Raw genomic sequence first — 16,307 nt, 5'->3', positions numbered from 1 at the left:
CTCAGGCTGTGGCGGCCACGCCGGCCAGGATCGCGTGCGCGACCTCGCGTCCGGTCACCGCGCTGTGGTTGGGGATGAAGGCGTCCGCCAGGAGGTTGTGCGGGACGCCGGGGCGCAGGTCGTAGGGGCGGCCGACGGCGAGCAGGGTGCCCCGGACGGTCTCCGGCGTCTGCTGCGCGCCGTTGGCGCCGATCCCGCCGTAGCGGCTGGCCGGCCCGAAGACGTCGGCGGCGACGCCGTCCTGGCCTGCCTGGCCGGCTTGGCCTGCCTGGCCTGCTTGGCCTGCCTGGCCGGTGACATCGGCGACGTCGGCGCCGGTCTGGCCGGCGAGCTGGGAGGCGATGCCGTACGCGATGCTGACGAGCTTGTCGTTCCTGGTGTGCGTGATCAGCATCGGCCCGGTGACGACCCCCGAGGTCACCGCCGAGCGGAACAGCCCGTCGTGCCCCGGCAGGTACTTGCTGGCGAAGCCGTAGTGCGAAAAGGCGCCCTGGAGCAACGCCATCGAGCAGGCGCGCGCGCCGATCCCGCCCGGCGCGGCCGCCGCCGCGGCCACCAGCCGCGCGCCGAAGCTGTGGCCGACGAGGTGTACGCGGATCCCGCCAGGGAGCTGCGTGCGCAGGAAGCGGGCCAGCCCTTCCCTGCCGACCGTGCCGGCCCGCTCCTTCATCTCGTAGTAGGCCACGAAGTCCACCAGCCGCCTTGCGCCTTCCAGGAAGCCGCCGACGACGTTCCGCAGCAGGCTGTCCGCGGGCACGGCGAGGTCGGCGTCCCGGTCCGTCGCGGGCGGGAGCCGGTGGGTGAGCTGCTCGGCGAGAGCGTCGTCGGAGAGCGTGAAGAGCTCGTCCGGCACGTCGTCGTCCGGCGTGTCCGGGGCCTCGCGGGCCGGCAGGAGGCCGCGGACCAGGGCGACGAACTCCCGCTGGGCCTGCCTGGAACGTTCCAGATCCGGAAGGAGGGCGCGGGCGGCGGACAGCCGCTCCTGCTGCTCCGGGGCGGCGAAGACCTCGCGCAGCCCGTCGAGCCGGATGCTCAGCTCCGTGCCGGGCAGCGCATTCAGCGAGTCGAGAGTGCCGGTCAGCCGCTCGAACCAGTCCCACTTCGAGGACGGCCACAGGACTCCGTACAGGGCGACCGTGCGACCGGCGAGCGCCGGCGTCACCTGCCTCAGCGAGCGGGCGAGCTCGCCGTACAGCTCGCGGGCGACCGTGGGCGTGTTGTTCCAGCCGTGCACGAGCATGATCAGGTCCGTGGGCGGCCGCCTGTCCACCAGGCTCGACACGTCGGTGGCGGCGGGCTCGGTCAGCAACCCCCCGTTCGACGCGAACTCCGCCTCCAGGTACGGGTATCCCGCCAGATCGCGTGCCATGTCGTGCTCCCTTCAGCAGCCTCGTTCACCGGCCCCCACCGGACTCTAGACAGCCGTCCGGTGGGGCCGCTTCGGGAGGCGACCTGGGGAAACCCCCAGCCTGGCGGGCGAGTGCCGCGCCGGGCTGGGGACGCGCCTGGGGGAAAGCCCTCATCCGGCCCCGCGGCGCCGGTCGCGCCGGCCGGTGCCGGAGCGGCGGCTACCTGGGGTCCCGGACCGCCAGCAGCGCCCGGTAGGCGGGCTTCGGCGCCAGGCTCTCGTCGAACAGGCAGGCCGAGCCCTGCCCGTCGAACCAGCCGGGCACCCACGAGTGCCGGTCGGTGAAGCCCCAGACCGTCAGCTCCTTGCACGCCTCGACGCTGAGACAGTCGGTGAGCGCGCGGCTGTAGTACGTGGCCTGGGTCGCGAGCTTCTCCTCGGTGACCGGCAGCTCCATGCGCACGTCCAGCTCCGTGACCGCGACCTCCAGGCCGAGGCCGGCGAAACGGCCCATGACGTTCGCCCAGTCACCCGGGTAGTCGTACTGGATGCCGAGGTGGCCCTGGAAGCCGACGCCGTGGATGGGCACGCCGCGCGCCTGGAGGTCCTTGACCAGGGCCAGGGTGGTCTCGATCTTGGGTGAGTTCCATTCGAGGTTGTAGTCGTTGATGAAGAGCTTGGCCTGCGGGTCCGCGCGGTGGGCCCAGCGGAAGGCGTCGGCGATGTAGCCGGGGCCGAGGTGGTCGAGCCAGATGCTCTTGCGCATCGTGCCGTCCTCCTCCACCACCTCGTTGACGACGTCCCACGCCCTGATCTTGCCCTTGTAGCGGCGGACCTCGGTGGTGATGTGGTCGCGCAGGATCGACCTGAGCTCGCCGGAGTCGATCGAGCCGTCGGCGACCCCGGTGGTCAGCCAGGCCGGCAGCTGGTTGTGCCAGACGAGGGTGTGGCCGCGTACGCGCTGGCGGTTGCGGCGGGCGTTCTCGACGAGGGCGTCGGCGTCGGCCCAGGTGTAGACCCCCCGCTCCGGCTCGACCGACTCCCACTTCATCGCGTTCTCCGCGGTGACGTGGGTGAACTCGCGGTTCAGGACCTTGCGGTAGTCGGGCTCGCCGCGCAGGGCGGCGATGTCGACGGCGGTGCCGATCCTGATGCCGTGCTGGTGCGCCAGTTCTCGCAGGTCACGCGGTGCGCGCGGATTCGCGTACGCGGGAAGGGGGGCGGCGAGTACGAGCGCGAGGGCGATGATCAATGGCTTCACCGGTGACCTCCGTTGCCGGTTGGGGGGATGACCACGACCCGCCTCCGAAAGTTTCGGAATTGTGTCGATAATTTCACTGGTCGCCGGAAACGTAAGCGCTCATGGAGGCCCCCGTCAACACCTGTCCTTCTCAGCGGGAGATCTCGACCGTGGCCCGCCAGGTCGCCCGGTCGCCGAGATGGTTGAGCATGTAGTGCGCGAGATCGGCCCGCGACAGGGAACGGGTGCGCGGCAGGTGCTCGTTGACGGCCGTCCGGTAGTCGCCGGTGAGCCCGCCGTCGGTGAGCACCGGCGGGCGGATGACGGTCCAGTCCAGGTCGCTGGCGGCGAGGAGGCCCTCCATCTTCGTCATGTCGGCGTACATGTGGCGATACAGCGGCCGGACCACCCGGCCGATCAGCAGACGCTGGCCCAGCGGCGCGGCCGGGGACAGGCCGAGGCTGGCCGAGGTGACGCAGAGCAGCCGGCGCACTCCGCCCTCCGGCATGGCCGCGATGATGCCGGCCATGCCCTGCGAGTAGATGGTCGTGGGGCGCCGGTCAGCGCTCCCCAGGCAGGACAGCACCGCGTCGTGCCCGGCCAGTGCCCCGCGCCAGCCCTGAGGCTCCAGCACGTTGCCGCGCAGGACCGTCAGGCCGTCACGGGAGGGGATCGACCAGGGGTCGCGGGCCACGGCGGTGACCCGGTGGCCGGAGCCGAGCGCCTGGGTGAGCAGCTGCGCGCCGGCCCGGCCGCTCGCGCCGAAGACGAACAGCCTCACGACGCGACCTGGCTGCGGCGTGACACGGCGAGAGCCGCCGCCACGGCGAGGATCACGAGGGTGACGACGGCCATGAACAGCTGGCCGTGCAGGCCGAGGACGAACTGGGTCTCCTGCTCGAACTCCGGGTCGTACGTGGCGGTGCCGGGGAACAGCAGGGCGGGGAACATGCTCGCCCAGGGCACGGCCAGGATGCCCGCCGACCACAGCAGGCGGGAGTGCGTGTCGCCCCGGCGGCGGGCGAGCAGGGCCAGGGCGAGCAGCCCGAAGGCCAGCGACGTGACGATGTATTGGGCGTCGTGGAACTTGGCGTGCGGGGGCCAGGCCGGGTTGAACATGTGCTCGTGAGCGGTGTCGTGGAGGACCAGGTCGAAGAGGAGCGCTCCCACCGCGGTCTCGGCCGCCATCAGGCCGATGAGCACTCTCGGCAGGGACCAGTGTCGCCTCGATGTCGCCATGTCTTGCCTCTCATCTCTATGTGGACGCTCCATGAGTGTAGTCACTACATCAATAGAGTTATTACATGACTAGAGTCACACTATTCGTGTAGCGACCGCCTCGAAGGCCCGTACGCTGGGCCTATGAGCGAGACGACGAGCCGGCGGGACCGCAAGAAGCTCCAGACGCGGCAGGCCGTCGGCGACGCGGCGATGCGGCTTTTCCTCGCGCAGGGGTTCGACGCCGTCACCATCGCCGACGTCGCCAGGGAGGCGGACGTGGCGGTCCAGACGGTCTTCAACCACTTCCCGACGAAGGAGGATCTCTTCTTCCAGGAGCGCGACAGCTTCGTGACGTCGCCGAGCGCGGCCGTCCGGGCTCGGCAGGACGGCGAATCGATCGCGCACGCCCTGACCTGCGGCTACCTGCGCCTGCTCGACGATTACCACGTGGCCGGGCTGCTCATGCACAGCGTGGACTACCAGCGGACCCTCGACGCCAGCCCCGCGCTGCGCGGCAGGGAGCTGGAGCTGCGCCGCGAGCGAGAGGAACTGCTGGCCGCCACGCTGGCCGAGGCCACGCCGCCGCTGAGCGATCCGCTGCGCCCCAGGCTGGTGGCGGCGCTCGCGTCGGCCGTCGATCGAGTGCTGGACGGGGAGTTCCGGCGCCGGCTGCTCGCCGGCGAGCCGGTCGGCGAGGTCCGCGTGTTGCTGAAGCCGCTGGCCGAAGAGCTGTTCGGCACCATCGACGCCGCCTGCAGGCACCTCGACGAACCGGGCCGCTGACCGCACCTTCCACGAACGGGGCCATTGACATAATGACCTCAGGTCAATATTAATGACCTGAGGTCAATAACGTGCACCCCCAAGGAGCGCAGATGTCCATGGCAACGGACAGCGAGACGACGTCCGGCATCCACCTGGTCGGCAAGCTGCTCGACCCCGCGTCGAGGATCGACCCGTACCCGGTCTACGCCGAGTTCCGGGCACGCGGCCCGGTGTGGGTCGAGGAGATGTCCTCGCTGGTGGTGACGGGCTACCGCGACTGCGAGACGCTGCTGCGCGACCCGCGGCTCAGCGCCGAGCGCTGGCGGTTCTTCAACCCCGACCCGTCGGCCGACCCCTACCCTCCGGACGCGCCGGCCTCGGTCCGGCAGCCCTGGTTCCTCTCCCTGGACCCGCCGGACCACACCCGGCTGCGGCGCCTGGTCAGCAAAGCGTTCACCGCACGCACCGTCGCCCGGATGGAGTCCTCCGTCGCGCGGCTGGTCGGCGAGCTCCTCGACCAGGCGGCCGGGGGCGAGACGTTCGACGTGCTGTCCGGCCTGGCCTACCCGCTGCCCATGATGGTCATCTGCCGCATGCTCGGCGTGCCGGCGGCGGACGAGCGGCTCTTCCACGGGTGGTCCACCCAGCTCACCCGGCTGCTCGACGGCTTCTCCGACCCCGGCGACGCCTCCGGTCAGACCCCGGAGTGGGTGCACGGCTCGGTCGAGATGCACCGGTACGTCAACGAGCTCGTCTCCGACCGGCGCAAGAGCCCGCTCCGGGACGACCTGATCTCCGAGCTGCTCGCCGCGGAGGACGGCGGCGACGTGCTCAGCCACGACGAGCTGGTCTCCACGATCGTGCTGCTGCTGGTGGCCGGGCACGAGACGACCGTCAACCTGATCGCCAACGGCGTGCTCGCCCTGCTGCGGCACCCCGGCCACCTCGCCGCCCTGCGCGCCGACCCCGGCCTGGCGCCCGCGGTCGTCGAGGAGGTCCTGCGCTACGATCCGCCGGTCCAGCTCACCGCCCGGGTCGCCCGCGAGGACGTGCCCGTCGGGCCGGCGAAGCTGCCCGCGGGCAGCCTGGTCATCCTCCTGCTGGCCGCGGCCCACCGGGACCCGGAGGCGAACCCGGATCCCGACCGGTTCGACCCGGGCCGCGAGCAGGTGCGGCACCTGGGCTTCGGCTTCGGCTCGCACTTCTGCCTCGGGGCGCCGCTGGCCAGGCTCGAAGCCCGGCTCGCCTTGGCCGCGTTCGCCCGGCGCGTCCGGGAGCCCGCGCTCGTCGCCGACCCGCCGCCGTACCGGGAGCACATCAATCTCCGCGGCGTCCGCGAGCTCCTCGTCGCCCACGCGGGGGTGACGAGGTGAGGATCCCCATCGGGCGGGAGGCCGCGGACGGGGCCCGCGGGGTCCACTAACCTGGTGCCGTGGTCACCTCCAGGAGCCGCCGCCGCCTCTCTCCCGAGGCCAGGCGCAGTGAGCTCATCGACGCCGCCATCCGGCTCCTGGAGTCCCGGCAGGACGTTAGCAACTGGGTCCAGGCCGTCACCGCCGAGGCCGACGCCGCCAAGGGCACCTTCTACGTCTACTTCTCCTCCTGGGAGGAGATGCTGGCCGCGGTGCGCGACCGCGTGCTGCGCGACTACGTGGACCGGTTCCACCAGCTCGCCGAGTCCACCGAGCCGATCGACTGGTGGGCCACCCTCGACGCCGAGTGCGCGGCGGCCGTCGGCGTCATCTCCCAGCCCGGCGGGCTCCACGACGCCGTCTTCCACTTCGGCTCCGCGGCCGCGCCCGTGGACGAAGGGCTCGACGTCATCGCCGCCATCGCCAGGGCGCTGCGCCGCGGCATGGCGGAGGGCGCGTTCCGCCCCGTCGATCCGCGGATCGCGGCCACGTTCCTGTTCACGGTCCTGCACGGCGCCGGGGACGCCATCGCCGCCGGCGACCAGCCGGAGCGCTGGCTGGCGGCCGTCCACGACCTCACCCGCCACTGGCTCGCGGCGCCACCGGGCGGCGGCGCCGCGGACACCCCGTAGCGGCCGCGACCAGCAGCCGAACGGCCCGCTCAGGCGCTGGCCAGGCGCGGGGCCTTCGCCTCGTCGAGCGCGGCGCGCTCCGCCTCCACCAGGCTCCGGCAGCGCGCGACCTCCTCCTCCACCCGGGCGTCGTCCCAGCCGAGCAGGTCCGCCATCAGCCGGGCGATCAGCGGCGCGGACTCCTCGGCGAGCACGTTCGACTCGATGAGCATCCGGGTCCTGCGGGCCACGATGTCCTCGGCGTGCAGCGCGCCCTCGTGGGTGACGGCGTAGCAGACCTCGGCCCTGAGCCACGGGCCCTCCTCCATGAGCGGCTCGCCGAGCGCGGGGTCCTCCCTGACCAGCTCCAGCACCTCCATGGCGAGGCTGCCGTAGCGCCTGATCAGGTGGGTCACGGTGTCGGTGTCCAGGTCGTGGTCCTCGGCGATGCGCCGGACGGAGAGCTGGAGCGCGGGCAGCCCGTCGGCGCCGAGCAGCGGCAGCCGGTCGGTGACCGACTCGGGCACGTCGTAGCCTTCGAGCACCGCGTCGATCACGTCCTTGGCCATGATCCGGTACGTGGTGTACTTCCCGCCCGCGATGGTGGCCAGCCCGGGCACCGGCACGTCCACGACGTGTTCCCTGGACAGCTTGGTGGTGGACGAGCGCTGGTCGGCGGCCACCAGCGGGCGCAGCCCCACGTAGAGGCCCACGACGTCGTCCCGGGTCAGCGGCCTGGCCAGCACGGAGTTGGCGTGCTCCAGGATGTAGTCGATGTCCTCGCCCGTGGCCAGGGGCTCGGCGCGCTCACCGTCGTAGTCCGTGTCCGTGGTGCCGAGGATCCACCGGCGCCTGGTCCACGGGATGATGAACAGCACGCTCTTCTCGGCGCGGATGATCATGCCGGTCCGCGACTTGATGGCCTCGCCCGGCACCAGCACGTGGACGCCCTTGGACATCCGCACCTTGAAACCCGGCTCGGCCCCGCCGGGCAGCTCGTTGACCAGGTCGGTCCACACGCCCGCGCAGACCACGACGGAGTCGGCGCCGACCTCGATCTCGCGGCCCGTCTCCTCGTCGCGCACGACGGCCCCGACGATCCGCTCGCCGTGCTCGTCGCGCAGCAGCCGCGTGGCGCTCGTCCTGGTCGCGATCACCGCGCCGTGCGCGGCGGCCGTGCGGGCCAGCATGAGCGTGAAGCGGGCGTCGTCGACCTGCGCGTCGTAGTAGATCATGGCGCCGGTCAGCACGTCGGCCCGCAGCCCCGGAGCCAGGCGCCGAGCCTCCTTGACCGACAGGGATCGGTGCCTGGGCATCGGGCGGCGCATGCCCTCCAGCGCGTCGTACAACGTCAGCCCCGCCGCCACGTACGGCTGCTCGACCACCTTGCGGCGCAGCGGATAGAGGAACGTGACGGGCTTGACCAGGTGCGGCGCCAGGCGGGAGACCAGCAGGTCACGCTCCTTGAGCGCCTCGCGGACGAGCTTGAAGTCGAGGTGCTCCAGATAGCGCAGCCCGCCGTGGATCAGCTTGCTGGACCGGCTCGACGTGCCCGACGCCAGGTCACGGCTCTCCACGAGCGCGACGCGCAGCCCCCGTGAGGCGGCGTCCAGCGCGGCGCCCGCGCCGGTCACGCCCCCGCCGATGACGAGCACGTCGAAGGGCTCCCCCGCGAGCCGGTCGATGGTGTCCTGCCGGTTCCTGGCATCGAGCACGCCGGTCAGGCCCATGGCACATCACTCACTTTCCGCAACAGATCCAGCACAGTCCGTATGCATTCCCGCTAATCGGGAATGGCACACAAGGGGATAGAAAGCGGGGGTTGAAGTGGCCGTACGTCTCTACAGGATGGGTCTGGCCGGCGAGCTGATCGCGGAGTTCGCCGGCACCATGGTGCTCATCCTCTTCGGCGCGGGGGTGGTCGCGCAGGTGGTGGCCGCCGAGCTGGGCAACCACGACAGCATCGCCTGGGCGTGGGGAATCGGCGTCGCGCTCGGCATCTACGTCGCGGGCCGGACCACGGGCGCGCACCTCAACCCGGCGGTCACGCTCGCGTTCGCCGCCTTCCGCGGCTTCGCGTGGAACAAGGTCGTGCCGTTCGCCCTGGCGCAGACCGCGGGCGCCTTCGTCGCCGCGCTCCTGGTCCGCTGGAACTACACCGAGATCCTGTCCATGGCCGACCCCGGCCACACGTTCAAGACCCAGATCGTCTTCTCGACCCTGCCGGGCAACGGCACCCTGCCGGTGGGCCTCTGGGGCGGGCTGCGCGACCAGATCATCGGCACCGCCATCCTGCTGTTCGTCATCTTCGCCCTGTCCGACACCAGGAACATGGCGCCGAGCGCGAATCTCGGCCCGGTCGTCATCGGCCTGCTGATCGTCGCGATCGGCATGGCCTTCGGCGCGGACGCCGGCTACGCGATCAACCCCGCCCGCGACTTCGGCCCGCGCCTGGCGTCCTTCCTGACCGGGTACTCCACCGCGTGGCGAGATCAGTACGGCGACCTGTACTTCTGGGTGCCCATCGTCGGCCCCGTGATCGGCGGGGTCATCGGGGCCGCCCTGTACCAGGCGTGCATCGCCCGGTTCCTGCCGCCGGGCGAGGACCGCGACTCCGTGAAGCCGTCGGACGCCTGAGGTCTCTTCAGATCGCCCGAACCCGCCCGAACCAGCTCGAACCCGCTTGAAACTGCCGGAAACCCGCGAAGGAGAACGACATGCCCGATTTCGTGGGCGCCATCGACCAGGGCACCACCAGCACCCGCTTCATGATCTTCGATCACGCGGGCGCCGAGGTCGGCAAGTTCCAGCTCGAACACCAGCAGATCCTGCCCAGGGCGGGCTGGGTGGAGCACAACCCGATCGAGATCTGGACCAGGACCGCCGCCGTCGTCCAGACCACGATCCAGCGGGCCGGGCTGCACGACACCGACCTGGCCGCGCTGGGCGTCACCAACCAGCGCGAGACCACGGTCGTGTGGAACCCGCGCACCGGCCGCCCGTACTACAACGCGATCGTCTGGCAGGACACCAGGACCGACCGGATCGCCGCCGCGCTGGAGCGGGACGGCCGGGGTGACGTCATCCGCAGGAAGACGGGCCTGCGGCCGGACGCGTACTTCTCGGGTGGCAAGATCCAGTGGATCCTGGAGAACGTGGACGGCGTCCGCGAGGCGGCGGACCGGGGAGAGGCCGTCTTCGGCAACACCGACACCTGGACCGTGTGGAACCTCACCGGCGGCACCAACGGCGGCGTGCACATCACCGACGTCACCAACGCCAGCCGCACGATGCTGATGAACCTGGAGACCCTCGACTGGGACGACGAGCTGCTGTCCTTCTTCGGCATCCCGCGCCGGATGCTGCCGGAGATCCGGCCGTCGTCGGAGCCGGCCGCCTACGGCACGACGATCCCGTACGGACCGGTCGGGGGCCAGGTGCCGATCACCGGCATCCTGGGCGACCAGCAGGCCGCCACCGTCGGGCAGGTCTGCTTCTCGCCCGGCGAGGCCAAGAACACCTACGGCACCGGCAACTTCATGCTGCTCAACACCGGCACCAACCTCGTACGCTCCGAGAGCGGGCTGCTCACCACCGTCGCCTACAAGTTCGGCGACCAGCCCCCCGTCTTCGCGCTCGAAGGCTCGATCGCCGTGACCGGCTCGGCCGTGCAGTGGCTGCGCGACCAGCTGCACGTCATCAGCTCCGCCCCGCAGAGCGAGGCGCTGGCCCGGCAGGTGGAGGACTCCGGGGGGATGTACTTCGTGCCGGCGTTCTCCGGCCTGTTCGCCCCCTACTGGCGCGCGGACGCCCGGGGCGCGATCGTCGGCCTGTCGCGCTTCAACACCGACGCCCACCTCGCCCGCGCCACCCTGGAGGCGATCTGCTACCAGAGCAGGGACGTCGTCGAGGCGATGCAGGAGGACTCCGGGGTGGTCCTGGACGTGCTGAAGGTGGACGGCGGGGTCACCGCGAACAACCTGTGCATGCAGCTCCAGTCCGACATCCTCGGCGTGCCCGTCAGCCGCCCGGTCGTCGCCGAGACCACCGCGCTCGGCGCGGCCTACGCGGCCGGGCTCGCGGTCGGCTTCTGGCGGGACACCGAGGAGCTGCGGACCCACTGGGCGGAGGACCGCCGCTGGGAGCCCACGTGGACCCAGGAGCAGCGCGACGAGGGCTACGCGGGCTGGAAGAAGGCCGTGACGAAGACGTTCGGCTGGGGCGAGATCGGCTGATCGGGGGCTCAGCCGATGGTGTAGCTGGTGTCGCCGTCGGTGAAGTAGAAGAAGTCGCCGTCCCCGCCGATCGACGCGCCGGTGTAGTCGCTGTGGTACGACCACGCGCCGCCGTCGTCACCGCTCCCGGGAGCCGCCTGGGAGCCGTCGTCACCACCGCCGGAAGCCGCCTGCGAGTCGTCGGCGACCGGGCCGGCGCCCCAGCCCTCGTCCCAGCCCGCGCCCCAGTCGGCCGTCCCCTCCCCGGGCTCGGTCGCGGCGCCGGCCTCGCTCGCCGCCGCGAGTGCCGCGACGCCCGCGGCCGCGCCCGCCACGGCGACGGCGGCCGGGATCCAGAAGCGGCGCTCCGACGCCTCCCCCGCATAGGCACGCGACACCTCGCGGGCCCGGTCGAACTGGCTGCTGAAGATCGACATGATGGTTACGCCCTTTCAGAAGTCGAGGAAGCGCGGAGTGCGTACGGCCTCGCGTGCGGCCCGAAGGTGGTCGGCGATCTCGCCGCGCCGCAGCCGGACCCCTGAGCCGCCCGGATAGCGCCGCATGACGTCGAGCGTGGCCAGCCGGCGGGCCACCGCGCGCAGCACCGGCACCCGGGCCGCCTCCGGGGCCGCGCGGAGCTCCTGGCCGATCCGGCGGGCGCTCTCCCAGCGCAGGCCGAACGCGTTCTCGGTCAGCACGTACCCGAGGACCGGCAGCGCGGTGCCGACCAGCGCGTTCCAGCGGTCCAGCACCATCGCCCAGCCGCGCTCGGACTGCGCGGTCACCTGCGCCTTGCGCTGCTCCCCCTGCGCGTGCGACGAGTACGCCTGCGAGATCCCCGACACCGCGAACACCGGGTTCAGCAGCGCCGCCGCCCCGAACGACAGCGCCGCCCCGGCGTAGCTGACCTTCGGCAGCGCGGCCGGATCGAGGTCCATCACCCGCGACAGCTGCCCGGCCAGCTGCGCGGTCTCCGCCGCGGCCCGCTGCACCGGCGCGAACGCGGCCCGCAACCGGGCCTCGCCCGCCTTCAGCCAGTCCGGCTCCGCGCCACCCGTGACCGCCGCCAGCAGGCACGCGTCCCGATGCCGCAGGAAGGCCGGCAGGACGTGGCCCACCTGGTCGAGGTGTGCCTGCAGCTCGCCGATGCCGACCTGCAGGACGGCCGCCACGCGCGAGCGCTCCTCCGGCGAGCCGGGCGGCGGGATCGGCGCGCCCAGGCCGTCGGCCCCGACGTCGCCGAGCAGGGCGGCATGCAGCTCGTAGAACGGGCCGAACACCGTGTAGAGCAGGTAGTCCTCCTCCAGCCCGACCGCCGCACGCAGCATGTCCGGGATCTGCCCCGCGCCCGCGCACGCGTTGCCCCACGCCCTGACCTCGGTGTGCAGCGCCTGGACGAGCTCCGCCTGGGCGACGATCCTGAGGTCGGTGCGCTCGGTCGTCAGCCGCATCTCCGCCCGCGGCGGCCCGGGCTCGGCCTCGACCGTCCTGATCGACTCGTACGCGATCCGCAGGTTGACGCCCGAGCCCTTGACCCGCATGCCGTCCGGCGCGAACGCGCACGCGACCGGCCGGCCGTCGGCCAGCTCGGCGGGCAGGACACCCGAGGTGAGCGTGCGCTCGGCGGCGCCGCGCAGCCGGGCGTTGCCGTACAGCCGGCGTCCGAACACCTCGGAGGCGCACTCCACCGTCACCGGCCCGTGCGCCGGGTTGAACACGACGAATCGCTCGGCCGTCCCGGCGATCCGCAGGTGCGTGTCGTCCAGGTCGAAGTGCGCGAGCACGCGCTGGGTGTCCGGCGACTGGAACTCCAGGGCGTCGTCGCTCAGCACGCAGTCCGCCTTGCGCGCTCCGGCGCCGCCCAGGCCGCGTACCGACACGGGCGCGGAGGTGCCGACCGTGCTCGGGCCCGGCCCCGCCGACCCGATGACGGCGAGGAAGGCCCGGCGTACCAAGGGGGTGACGAGGTGCAGGGTGGCGCCGGTCAGGAAGTGCCCGCCGAGCAGGGCGCCGCCCCGCAGCTCGACGGCGCTCTGCCCGGCGGGGGTCACGGTGACCCGGTTCACGGGCCATTCCAGGGGGATCTTCCCGCGGCTGCGCAGCTGGAGCCGCCCTCCGGCGACGACGACGTACGCCATCAGCTCGGCGGGGGCGGAGTCGTCCGACTCTTCCCCGTCCTGCGCGGAGCGGTCGGGCTCCGACTCGTACCAGGGGGTGACGGAGACCGCGCAGGGGCTGATGAAGTCGGTCGTCGCGGCGTCCGGCATCAACCGGCCGCGCAGCCCGGTCAGCGCGGCGAGCGCGGGCTCTGGCAGCTCCCCCGAGGTGAGCCGGATCGACCGGCCCTGCGGCAGCCGGAGGTCGGCGACGAGCCTGGTGCTCCTGTCGGCCAGCCCGATGGTGGCGTCGGGGTCCGCCGCCGGATCCAGCGCGATGATGGCCGGGCTGCCGAGCCCGCCGGTGTCGTGCACGTACACGGCCGGCTGGTCGGTCAGCAGAAGGGAGCGGCTGCCGGTCCAGGAGAACCCGGACGACTGCTGCTCCACGAACAAGTGGTGATGCGAACTGTCGAAGACGACTCGTCCGCGTACGGCTCCCCAGACCACCGGCACGGCCGGCTCCCTCCTGCCGAGGCGGTCCCCTTGCTCAGGATCGTGCCTCGGTAGAGAGCGCCGGTACAGGCAGAAATACCCACAACTCACACCCTCGGCGAGGGAGCACGAGCCAGCCCCCGGGACTGAGCCGCCCGATGTGGTGATTTCCGCTATTCATACGCAGGAGTCTCCCGCTGTAGAGTCCGCTCATGGATGTCCTCAGCGACGTCGTCGCGCTCATGCGGACCGGCCGGCCGACCTCCGCCCGCATCTCCTGGCGGGCTCCCTGGGGCCAGGAGTTCCCGTCGGCGCCCGGGTCCGCGGGCTTCCAGGTGGTGCTGCGCGGCTCGTGCTGGCTCATCCCGCCGACCGGCGAGCCCGTCCCGCTGAGCGTGGGCGACGTGGTGTTCCTGCCGCACGGCGACGGTTACGGCCTGGCCGACGATCCCGGCCGCGCGCTGACCGCGCCCTCCTGCGGCGAGGACGCCGGGCTGTTCGCCTCGGCCGGGTTCGGCGGCGCGGGGGCCGAGACGGTCACCCTCAGCTGCGGCTACCAGCTCGATCCCGGCAGGACCCACCCGATCCTGGCCGGGCTGCCCGACGTGATCCACCTGCCCACGACGCTCGGCCGCCATCCGGAGCTCAGGGCCGCCGTCGAGCTGCTGGCCGGCGAGATAGACAACCCGCGGCTCGGCGCGGACACCGTGGTCACGTCCCTGCTCGACATGCTGCAGCTCTACATCCTGCGCGCCTGGTTCGACCTGGCGGGCGAGGTGTGCGAGCGCTCCGGCTGGGCCGCCGCGCTGGCCGACCCGGCCATCAGCCGCGCGCTCGACGCCATCCACCGCGCCCCCGCGGACCGCTGGACGGTCGAGTCGCTCGGCAGCCACGCCGGGCTCTCGCGGGCCGGCTTCGCCCGCCGCTTCACCGGGCTCGTCGGCCGGCCGCCGCTGGCCTACCTCACCTGGTGGCGCCTGGCCCTGGCGGCCCGCCTGCTGCGCGAGTCCGACGCCTCGGTGGCGGAGGTGGCCACGCGGGTCGGCTACGGGTCGGAGTTCGCGTTCGGCAACGCGTTCAAGCGCGAGTACGGGCTGGCCCCCGGCCGCTACCGCCGCCACGTCTGCGGCGAGTCGGCCGCCCGCTCGGCCTAGCTCCCGTTCGTCAGGCGGCGCAGGCCGTACTCGACGGGGCCGTAGCGGTGCGTACGCAGCCAGCGCGCGCTGAGCCACAGCAGGACCGCGTAGATCACCAGAGCCACGCCCATCACCGCGATCGGCGACAGCCGGCCCGCCAGCGCCAGCCCGTACCCGGTGAAGACCAGGCAGGCGAGCACCGACTGCCCCAGGTAGTTGGAGGCCGCCACCCGGCCCGCGGGCGCCAGCGCCCGGCCGGCGGCCGGGAAGCGCCTGATCACCCGCAGCAGCGTGGCCACGTAGGCCGCGGCCAGCAGCAGCGAGGTCACGTTGCTCACCGCCATGCCCACCAGCTCCAGCGGTCCCTCCTCGCCGGCGGTCAGGGCGAGCAGGATCCCGCCGAGAACGCCGAGGCCGAAGCCCAGCGCCTGGATTCGCGGCAGCAGGTGCCACCACCGCTCGGTCTCCTCCAGCAGCCTCGACTTGCCCGCCGCCAGCCCGAACAGGAACATGGCCAGCGCCATCGGCCCCTGGAACAGCCAGATCATCGCCACGAGCGGCGGATAGAGCTCGACCTGGAGGCTCAGGAAGTCGAGCGGCCCGCCGGTGGCCAGCGCCAGCGTCCTGGCCGCCGCGCCGGGATCCGCCGCGGGCGCCTGTCCCGCCGCCGGATCGAGCGTGCTCAGCCACGCGAGCGCCGCGAGCAGCAGGGTGAGCCCGCCGACGATCACCGAGCCGGTGACGACGGCGGTCCTCGGCCTGATGCCGCGCAGGGCCAGCAGGACGAGGCCGAGCACGGCGTACAGGGTGAGGATGTCGCCGACCCACAGCAGCACGCCGTGCAGCACCCCGATCACGAACAGGCCGAGGCACCTGCGCAGCGTCCTGGCCCGCACGCTCGCCCCGGCCCGCTCCGCCGCGCGCATCTGCAGCGTGAACGAGTAGCCGAACAGGAAGGAGAAGATGACGTAGAACTTGGTCAGGACGAAGGCGGTGATGGCCAGCGCCACCGGCCCGTCCGGGATCGGCATGCTGCCTTCGACGGCGTAGCCGGGGTCGGCGAAGAAGCCGATGTTCGCGACGAGGATGCCTGCGAGCGCGAATCCGCGCACCACATCGACCTCGTGGACGCGACCGGCGAGCGGCGTGCGGATTTCCGTCATGGCCCAGAAATTACGGACAGCGGGGATGCCCCGGCATCGAACCTTCGTCTCGTCCCCGGCCGACTTAAGGTGGCTTGCCGAGCGGCCTCCCGCGGCCGGCTGGGTGGCTTTTGATGGGGTAGATGGGGCGCAAGGGAATCAACTACCCCACAATGGAGGGATGGCATACCCTCCGCAGCCTTCACAGCCTCAGCCTCAACCCCAGGACCCTTGGGGTGCGCAGGGGCAGGGAGCGCCGCAGGGGTACGGCCCGCCACGGGGCCACGGACCGCAGACCCCGCCACCCGGCTACGGCCCCCAGCCCAGCCAGGGCACCCCGCCACCCGGCTACAACCCCCAGCCCGGCCAGGGCGCTCCACCGCCCGGATACGGCCCGGCTCCGGGACAGGGCGCGCCGCAGCCCGGCTACGGCCAGGGCCCCGCGCAACCGCCCTACGGCTCCCCGCCGCAGGGCCCCAACCAGGGAGCCCCTCAGCAGGGCTTTGGGCAGGGCTTTGGGCAGGGCTATCCCCAAGGCGGACCGCAGCAGGGCTACGGGATGCCGCCCGGGCAGGGCGCGGGCCCGTACGGACCGCCCAGCCCCCAGGGCAACTGGCCGCCCAACGC

The 16,307-nt window shown here is 72.4% G+C and carries 14 protein-coding genes and 1 pseudogene; 7 read left to right on the top strand and 8 right to left on the bottom strand.

Annotated features, from left to right (window positions below; all coding sequences use genetic code 11):
- Position 1: 1 nt before the first annotated feature.
- The 4 genes from ETD85_RS11360 to ETD85_RS11345 all read right to left on the bottom strand — a co-directional run bounded on the left by ETD85_RS11360 (position 2) and on the right by ETD85_RS11345 (position 3,827).
- Complete coding sequence (locus tag ETD85_RS11360; RefSeq protein WP_138689614.1) at positions 2 to 1,369, bottom strand: hypothetical protein; 1,368 nt, start codon at positions 1,367 to 1,369, stop codon at positions 2 to 4.
- Between the two features lie 199 nt (positions 1,370 to 1,568).
- Complete coding sequence (locus ETD85_RS11355; protein WP_138689613.1) at positions 1,569 to 2,609, bottom strand: endo-1,4-beta-xylanase; 1,041 nt, start codon at positions 2,607 to 2,609, stop codon at positions 1,569 to 1,571.
- Positions 2,610 to 2,739: 130 nt separating this feature from the next.
- Positions 2,740 to 3,369 carry an NAD(P)-dependent oxidoreductase gene (locus ETD85_RS11350; RefSeq protein WP_138689612.1) on the bottom strand — a complete coding sequence of 210 codons (630 nt, stop codon included), beginning with the start codon at positions 3,367 to 3,369 and terminating at the stop codon, positions 2,740 to 2,742.
- Positions 3,366 to 3,827, bottom strand: coding sequence for a DUF6640 family protein (locus ETD85_RS11345; protein ID WP_206058244.1), 462 nt, complete (start codon positions 3,825 to 3,827; stop codon positions 3,366 to 3,368). The genes ETD85_RS11350 and ETD85_RS11345 overlap by 4 nt, the downstream gene beginning before the upstream one ends.
- Before the next feature lie 123 nt (positions 3,828 to 3,950).
- Between ETD85_RS11345 and ETD85_RS11340 the strand changes: the two genes are divergently transcribed.
- From ETD85_RS11340 to ETD85_RS11330, 3 genes are all read left to right on the top strand, one after another.
- Complete coding sequence (locus ETD85_RS11340) at positions 3,951 to 4,592, top strand: TetR/AcrR family transcriptional regulator (RefSeq protein WP_138689611.1); 642 nt, start codon at positions 3,951 to 3,953, stop codon at positions 4,590 to 4,592.
- A gap of 92 nt (positions 4,593 to 4,684) precedes the next feature.
- Complete coding sequence (locus tag ETD85_RS11335) at positions 4,685 to 5,947, top strand: cytochrome P450 (protein WP_240779093.1); 1,263 nt, start codon at positions 4,685 to 4,687, stop codon at positions 5,945 to 5,947.
- Between the two features lie 59 nt (positions 5,948 to 6,006).
- Positions 6,007 to 6,618 carry a TetR/AcrR family transcriptional regulator gene (locus ETD85_RS11330; RefSeq protein ID WP_138689610.1) on the top strand — a complete coding sequence of 204 codons (612 nt, stop codon included), beginning with the start codon at positions 6,007 to 6,009 and terminating at the stop codon, positions 6,616 to 6,618.
- 29 nt (positions 6,619 to 6,647) lie between these two features.
- Here the strand turns inward: ETD85_RS11330 and ETD85_RS11325 are convergent, their stop codons facing one another.
- Positions 6,648 to 8,327: a glycerol-3-phosphate dehydrogenase/oxidase gene (locus ETD85_RS11325; protein ID WP_138689609.1), complete on the bottom strand. Its 1,680-nt coding sequence runs from the start codon at positions 8,325 to 8,327 to the stop codon at positions 6,648 to 6,650.
- A gap of 97 nt (positions 8,328 to 8,424) precedes the next feature.
- Between ETD85_RS11325 and ETD85_RS11320 the strand changes: the two genes are divergently transcribed.
- The gene (locus ETD85_RS11320; RefSeq protein WP_240779092.1) at positions 8,425 to 9,234 is read left to right on the top strand and encodes an MIP/aquaporin family protein; all 810 of its coding nucleotides are present in this window, start codon (positions 8,425 to 8,427) and stop codon (positions 9,232 to 9,234) included.
- Positions 9,235 to 9,314: 80 nt separating this feature from the next.
- Positions 9,315 to 10,832 (top strand): glycerol kinase GlpK, encoded by a 1,518-nt coding sequence (gene glpK / locus ETD85_RS11315; RefSeq protein ID WP_138689608.1) that lies wholly within the window; start codon positions 9,315 to 9,317, stop codon positions 10,830 to 10,832.
- An 8-nt stretch (positions 10,833 to 10,840) separates the two neighbouring features.
- On the opposite strand, the gene ETD85_RS11310 is transcribed toward glpK, so the two are convergent.
- Complete coding sequence (locus tag ETD85_RS11310) at positions 10,841 to 11,248, bottom strand: hypothetical protein (protein ID WP_138689607.1); 408 nt, start codon at positions 11,246 to 11,248, stop codon at positions 10,841 to 10,843.
- Between the two features lie 15 nt (positions 11,249 to 11,263).
- Entirely contained in the window at positions 11,264 to 13,423 is a 2,160-nt protein-coding gene (locus tag ETD85_RS11305; RefSeq protein ID WP_206058243.1) for a hypothetical protein, read from the bottom strand.
- Positions 13,424 to 13,614: 191 nt separating this feature from the next.
- On the opposite strand from ETD85_RS11305, the gene ETD85_RS11300 reads away from it, so the two are divergent.
- The gene (locus ETD85_RS11300; protein WP_138689606.1) at positions 13,615 to 14,556 is read left to right on the top strand and encodes an AraC family transcriptional regulator; all 942 of its coding nucleotides are present in this window, start codon (positions 13,615 to 13,617) and stop codon (positions 14,554 to 14,556) included.
- On the opposite strand, the gene ETD85_RS11295 is transcribed toward ETD85_RS11300, so the two are convergent.
- A complete protein-coding gene (locus ETD85_RS11295) occupies positions 14,553 to 15,701 on the bottom strand; it encodes a DUF418 domain-containing protein (protein WP_138689605.1) in 1,149 nt (382 codons plus the stop codon). The genes ETD85_RS11300 and ETD85_RS11295 overlap by 4 nt on opposite strands.
- Before the next feature lie 160 nt (positions 15,702 to 15,861).
- Here ETD85_RS11295 and ETD85_RS64585 point away from each other — a divergent pair.
- Positions 15,862 to 16,307, top strand: a pseudogene (locus ETD85_RS64585) (proline-rich domain-containing protein); the annotation flags it as partial.

Origin of the sequence: Nonomuraea zeae, from assembly GCF_005889725.1 — a bacterium.
In the GTDB taxonomy this organism is placed as follows: domain Bacteria; phylum Actinomycetota; class Actinomycetes; order Streptosporangiales; family Streptosporangiaceae; genus Nonomuraea; species Nonomuraea zeae.
This window is presented reverse-complemented; position numbering and strand designations above follow the sequence as displayed.